At 75.8% G+C, this 5,129-nt stretch carries 4 protein-coding genes; 1 reads left to right on the top strand and 3 read right to left on the bottom strand.

All coding sequences use genetic code 11. The features are described from left to right. Positions 1–408: 408 nt before the first annotated feature. Entirely contained in the window at positions 409–1,149 is a 741-nt protein-coding gene (locus tag ACTS11_RS10645; RefSeq protein WP_442640289.1) for an endonuclease/exonuclease/phosphatase family protein, read from the top strand. A gap of 101 nt (positions 1,150–1,250) precedes the next feature. On the opposite strand, the gene ACTS11_RS10640 is transcribed toward ACTS11_RS10645, so the two are convergent. The 3 genes from ACTS11_RS10640 to ACTS11_RS10630 all read right to left on the bottom strand — a co-directional run bounded on the left by ACTS11_RS10640 (position 1,251) and on the right by ACTS11_RS10630 (position 4,978). After that, entirely contained in the window at positions 1,251–2,744 is a 1,494-nt protein-coding gene (locus ACTS11_RS10640) for a glucan biosynthesis protein (protein ID WP_442640288.1), read from the bottom strand. Continuing rightward, on the bottom strand, positions 2,741–4,324 hold the full coding sequence (gene mdoH / locus ACTS11_RS10635) for a glucans biosynthesis glucosyltransferase MdoH (protein ID WP_442640287.1): 1,584 nt from the start codon (positions 4,322–4,324) through the stop codon (positions 2,741–2,743). Before mdoH ends, ACTS11_RS10640 begins: the two co-directional genes overlap by 4 nt. Positions 4,325–4,420: 96 nt before the next feature. Next, positions 4,421–4,978 (bottom strand): cytochrome b, encoded by a 558-nt coding sequence (locus ACTS11_RS10630; protein WP_442640286.1) that lies wholly within the window; start codon positions 4,976–4,978, stop codon positions 4,421–4,423. Between the last annotated feature and the right edge of the window lie 151 nt (positions 4,979–5,129).

The following is a 5,129-nucleotide window of genomic DNA, read 5'->3' as shown; positions in this document are numbered from 1 at the left end:
GCGGCGGGGAGGTCCGGCGCGCTGCGCCCCCGGAGCGTCGGGAGCAACCGCACGGGCACCCCTCCGACCCGCCTCCGGCCAGAGTTTCTCCGACATCGGAACGCCCTGCCCCGACCACGACGGCCTCCCGGATCGCGCAAGGCATCCCGGTCTCGCGCGCCGGGACGCGCCCCGAGCGCGCGACGCGGGTCCGCCAAGATGGCATCCGCGGGCCGCACGGCCTCCGGCAGCTCGCCACAGCGCCCCCCCGGCCGCATCGCCAGGGATCGCCTGCGCCCGCCCATGCGCGCAGACGGTCCGTCGCCCCGTGCGGGACGCCCGCACCTCCGGCCCACCAGCCGCGCAGGCTATTGCCAGTCCCTCCGCAGTGCCTAAGTCTGGCGGACCCGTCTCCGGCGAGGCCGCGCGATGACCCGAGGCAGAACCGAGTTTTCCTGCGTCAGCTGGAACATCCACCGCGGCCGCGGCAATGACGGCGTGGTCGATCCCGCCCGCAGCCGCGACGTGCTCCTTGCCGAGGTCTGCCTGCCGGGAACCGAGGTTCTCGTGTTGCAGGAGGCCGACGAGGAGACCCCGCCTCACCGCGGCTTTCTCGACATCGCGGGCATCGAGGCGGGCACCGGCCTCGCCCATGTCCACGCCGAGGAGACCCGCCGCTGGGGCGCCGAGAGCCACGGGTTTCTCGGCGTGGTCCTCTTCCTCCACCCCTCCTTCCGCATCGAGGACGTGGTCCTCCTCGACCTGCCGGGGCGCTGCCACCGGGGCGCGGTCGTCGTCGACGCCGAGCGCGACGGCCTGCCGCTCCGCCTCATCGGCACCCACCTGTCGCTGTCCCAGCCGCTCCGCGTGGCGCAGATGCGGACGCTCGGCCAGCACCTTTTCCGCCGCGGCGCGCGGCCCGCGATCCTCTGCGGCGACCTCAACGAATGGCGGCCCTGGGGCGGGCTGGCCCTGTCGCCCCGGGTCCTCGGCGCGCGCTTCCGCGGGCCCGCGCCCGCCACCTTCCCGATGGCGCGGCCGGTCCTGCCGCTCGACCGCATCCTCGCGACGCCCCCCGGCCGCGTGACCGAGGCGCGCGTCCTCGACGGCGCGGGCATACGCATGGCCTCGGACCACCGCCCGCTGATGGCGCGGGTGGAGCTTGCCTGATCCGCGCCCTCCGCCGGGTGCCGGAAATGCCGGCATTTCCGGCCCGGATTTGCCGGCAAATCCGCCCCCCGGCCCGACCGTGGGCGCGCCGGATCCGCCCGTCAGACCCCGCCGTCGCGCGTGCGCGTCCAGCGGTGGAGCCAGACGGAGGGCGGCGCGCCCGTGCGCGCCAGCGACAGCCGCACTTCCACGGCGTCCCGGTCACCGGGGGTCAGCAGGAACGTCACCCGCGCGCCGCGCCCCCCGGGCAGGTCGAAGAGCGCGAGACCCGTCGCCTCCGCCCCGTCGCCCGCCGTCACGTCGGCCGCGAGCGTCCCGGCGGCCCCGTCCACGTCGATCACGTAGCGTCGCGTTCCGGGGCGGTCGTGCTCGCGCCCGCTGCGGCTCTGGAGGATGCGCGGCGCCGCCCCCGAGGGCGGCTCGGCCAGCGTCCAGGTCAGGGAATAGTCGAAGCGGTGCTCGCTCCCCGCGCCGAGCGGCGCCTCGGGCCGCCAGAAGGCCACGACATTGTCCATGAACTCGTCGCCCGTGGGGATCTCCACCAGCATCACCGCGCCGCGCCCCCAGTCGCCCGAGGGCCGGACGAGGGCGTTGGGCCTTGCGTGGTAGAGCGCCTCGGTGTCCTCGAAATCCGCGAAGTCCCGCGCCGTCTGCCAGAGACCGAAGAGCGCGGGCGCCTCGTCCGCGAAGGCCGAGGTCTCGACCCGCGCGGGGTTCGCGATGGGGCGCCACAGCCGCTCGCCGGCGCCGTTCTCCATGTAGAGGAGGTCGCTGTCATGGACGCGCGGGCGGAAGTCGTCGGAGACCGCGGCGCGCAGCGGCCCCTTGAGATACATCGAGGTCAGCGGCGCCACGCCGATCTCCGCGATCTCCCGGCGCGGCAGGAGCGTGACGGCGACGTCCATCGCCGTCTCCGCCCCCGGCCGCACGACCATGTCGAGATGGCCGGCCAGCGCGGGGCTGTCGATCACCGCCTCCATGCGCACGACGCCGCCCTCGGGCGCGTGGAGCCTCAGCCGCGTGAAGCGCGGGAACTCCTCCGGCCCCGCCCCCCCGGTGCCGAGCGCGACGGCGCGCGCCGAGAGGCCGTAGACCATCGCCCGGCCGATGGCGCGGAAGTAGCTCGCCCCCTGCACGACGAGAAACTCGTTCAGCTCGCCCGCCGCGTTCAGCGGGTGGCGGAGCCTCAGGCCCGAGAACCCGGCCCCCGGCGCCTCGGCGGGGATGTCGCCGAAGTAGCGTGGGTCGAAGTCGAAGAGCGCGGGCGCGAAGGGAACCTCGCGGAAGCCGCCCGGGCCCGCGATCTCGACCCGCACGGGATCGGGGAAGAACAGGCCCGGGGGCAGGAGGTCGACCGCGAAATCGCCGCCGAGCGGCAGGAGCGCCGCCTGCCCCGGCAACGGTCGGATGCCGCGATAGGCGTCGTAGTCGAGCCCCGCGAAGGGCGGCGGCAGGATGCCCGAGGGGGCGGCGTATGGCGTGGCGGCGAGGCGGCGCGCGGTGTCGAGGAGCGAGGCCTCGGGCGCGGCCGACAGCCTGAGCACGGGCGCGGCCACCAGCGCCGCCGCCCCGGCCAGGAGGCTCCGCCGTCTCATGCCGCGCCGGCGTCGAGCGCCCGCAGGATCAGCGGCGCGCCGAGAAGCGGCAGGACCACGGGCGCGAGCCAGAGCGCCGACACGCCGCCCGCGACGATGCCGAGGCCCGCGAGCCCCGCGCCCATCGCCGCCTCGCCCGCACCGCGCGGCAGGCGCGCGCGCGCCGCCTCGCCCGGCCGCCAGCCGCAGTCGCGCCCCGCGCAGACCGAGGCAACCGCCCCCGCCTGGCGCACCATGACGAGCGGCGCGATGAGGCTCGAGACGAGAAGCTCCGCCACGGACGCCTTCAGCGCGACCGCGCGCCGTCCGGCCGTCCGGGCTCGCCGCCAGAGCCCCGCCAGCGCGCAGAGTTTCGGCAGAACGAGGACGAGCGCCACCGCGGCGTAGGGCGCCGCCCCCGTCACGCTCACCGCCCCCGAGGCCACGAGCCCCACGAGGACCAGCCAGGCGGGCGCGGCGAGATAGCTCATGACGCCCGAGACGAGGTGGAAGCGGCTCACCGGGTCGAGGCCGGGCGCGGCCAGCAGGCGCAGGTGCTGGAGGTTGCCCTGGCACCAGCGGCGGTCGCGGCGGTGAAAGGCCGCCAGCGTCTGGGGCGCGTCCTCGGCGCTGCCGCGCGGGTCGGGGTCGAGCTCGACCGCCCATCCCGCGCGCCGGATCCACGCCGCCTCGATGAAGTCGTGGCTGAGGAGCGGACCGCCGAACGGCGCGCGCCCGGGCAGGACCGGCAGCGCCGCCGCCGCGCGGAAGGCCTCCACCCGCATGATCGCGTTGTGGCCCCAGTAGTTCCCGCTCGGCCCGCTCCACGCCGCGAAGCCCCGCCCGAAGCCCGGCGAGAGCAGCCGCGCGGAGATGCGCTGGTGCCGCCCGAAGCGGCTCCGCCCCGGCACGAGCCCGATCCCGGCCTGGACGAGCCCCGTCCGGGGCCGCGTCTCGATCCGGTGGATCAGCGCGCGGATGCGGTCGGCCGACATCCGGCTGTCGGCGTCGAGCGTCATCATGTAGGCGAAAGCCTCACCGTGCCGCGCGAGCCAGTCGGCGATGTTGCCGGGCTTCCGGCCGGTGTTGCGCGCCCCCCGCCGATAGACGACCGCCCCGCCGCTCACGATGTCGTGAAGCGCCGCCGCTTGGGCCGCGATCCGCTCCGCCCCGGAGGTGTCGGAGAGGACGAAGATCTCGGCGCCCTCCCCGAGGCCCTTGGCGTCGAGCCCGGCGCGCAGGGCGCCCAGATGCCCGGCCAGCGGCCGCGCGTCCTCGCCGCAGAGCGTCACGAGGATCGCCGTCCGGCCCGACGGAACCCAGCCGGCGGGCGGCGCGGCGGAGAGGCGCTGCGGCGCGAGTAGACCGAGGAGCGCCGTGACCGCTCCGCCGGAGACCCAGAAGGCCGACAGCGCCAGCAGGAGCAGGGCGAGGACGGCCGCGGGGGTCCATTCCGCCAGCGACACGGCGAAGACGGCGAGGATGCCGAGGGTCAGCGCGGCGCTCAGGCCGAAGAAGACGCCGCGCGCGCCCAGGCCCGTCGCACGGGCGGCGCGGTCCCGCAGGGCGGCGGGCCTGGGCAGGTTCTCGGCGAGCGACATGACGTCTCCGGCCCCTGGGGCGCTGGCATGGTCCGGCGCGGGCGCCGGTCACTGACGCGGCAGAGGTATCGCCCCCGCCCGCCGAGGCAACCCCGCTCAGCCCCTCCGACCGGCGACAGGCGGCCACATGCGCGAAAAGACGCCATCTTTCCGCACGATGCCGTGCTGGAGGGCGGCACCCACATGGAGCGCGATCACCGCCGCGATGGCGAGCGCGCCGTAGAAGTGGACGGTCTTCGCCACCTCGGCCAGCGCGTCCGAGCGCGGCACCAGCGAGGGCGCCCCCATCGCGTCGAGCGCCTCGATCGGGAAGCCGCCCGCCCTGACGCGCACGTAGCCCGCGATCGGCATCACGAGGAGCAGCGCGTAGAGCGCCACATGCGTCCCCCGCGCGGCGAGCGCCTGCCAGCGGGGCAGGCCCGGCGGCAGCGGCGGCGCGGGATGGGTCGCGCGATAGGCCAGCCGCACGAGGATGAGCAGGAGCAGCAGGACGCCCACGTTCTTGTGGAAGATGAAGAGCGCGTTCTGCGTCGCCCGGTCGAGCCCCTCCTGCACCATCACGAAGCCCGCAGGGACCGTCGCGAACACCAGGATCGCCATCCCCCAGTGCAGGAGGCGGGCGGGTGTCCTGTATCCGTTCGTTGCGTCGCGCATGGTCCCGTCCTTCGTCCGTTCCACCCTCATCCGGTCGCCCGGCCGAGGCGCATCGTCATGCCTTCCGGCCCCGTAGGCGCCCCTGGCCCTCCGGGCCGCGGGGCATCCTCAGGCCCTCCGGCCCCGTAGGGCCCCCTGGCCCTCCGGGCCG

The sequence above is a fragment of the Roseicyclus sp. genome (genome assembly GCF_052168335.1).
In the GTDB taxonomy this organism is placed as follows: domain Bacteria; phylum Pseudomonadota; class Alphaproteobacteria; order Rhodobacterales; family Rhodobacteraceae; genus Roseibacterium.
Note: the sequence above shows the minus strand (reverse complement) of the source record. Positions and strands in the feature narration are given on the sequence as shown.

What these genes read in the sequence shown, in the direction of transcription:
- ACTS11_RS10645 (WP_442640289.1), top strand. Translation starts at nt 409, where the DNA reads ATGACCCGAGGCAGAACCGAGTTTTCCTGCGTCAGCTGGAACATCCAC.
- ACTS11_RS10640 (WP_442640288.1), bottom strand. Translation starts at nt 2,744, where the DNA reads ATGAGACGGCGGAGCCTCCTGGCCGGGGCGGCGGCGCTGGTGGCCGCG.
- mdoH (WP_442640287.1), bottom strand. Translation starts at nt 4,324, where the DNA reads ATGTCGCTCGCCGAGAACCTGCCCAGGCCCGCCGCCCTGCGGGACCGC.
- ACTS11_RS10630 (WP_442640286.1), bottom strand. Translation starts at nt 4,978, where the DNA reads ATGCGCGACGCAACGAACGGATACAGGACACCCGCCCGCCTCCTGCAC.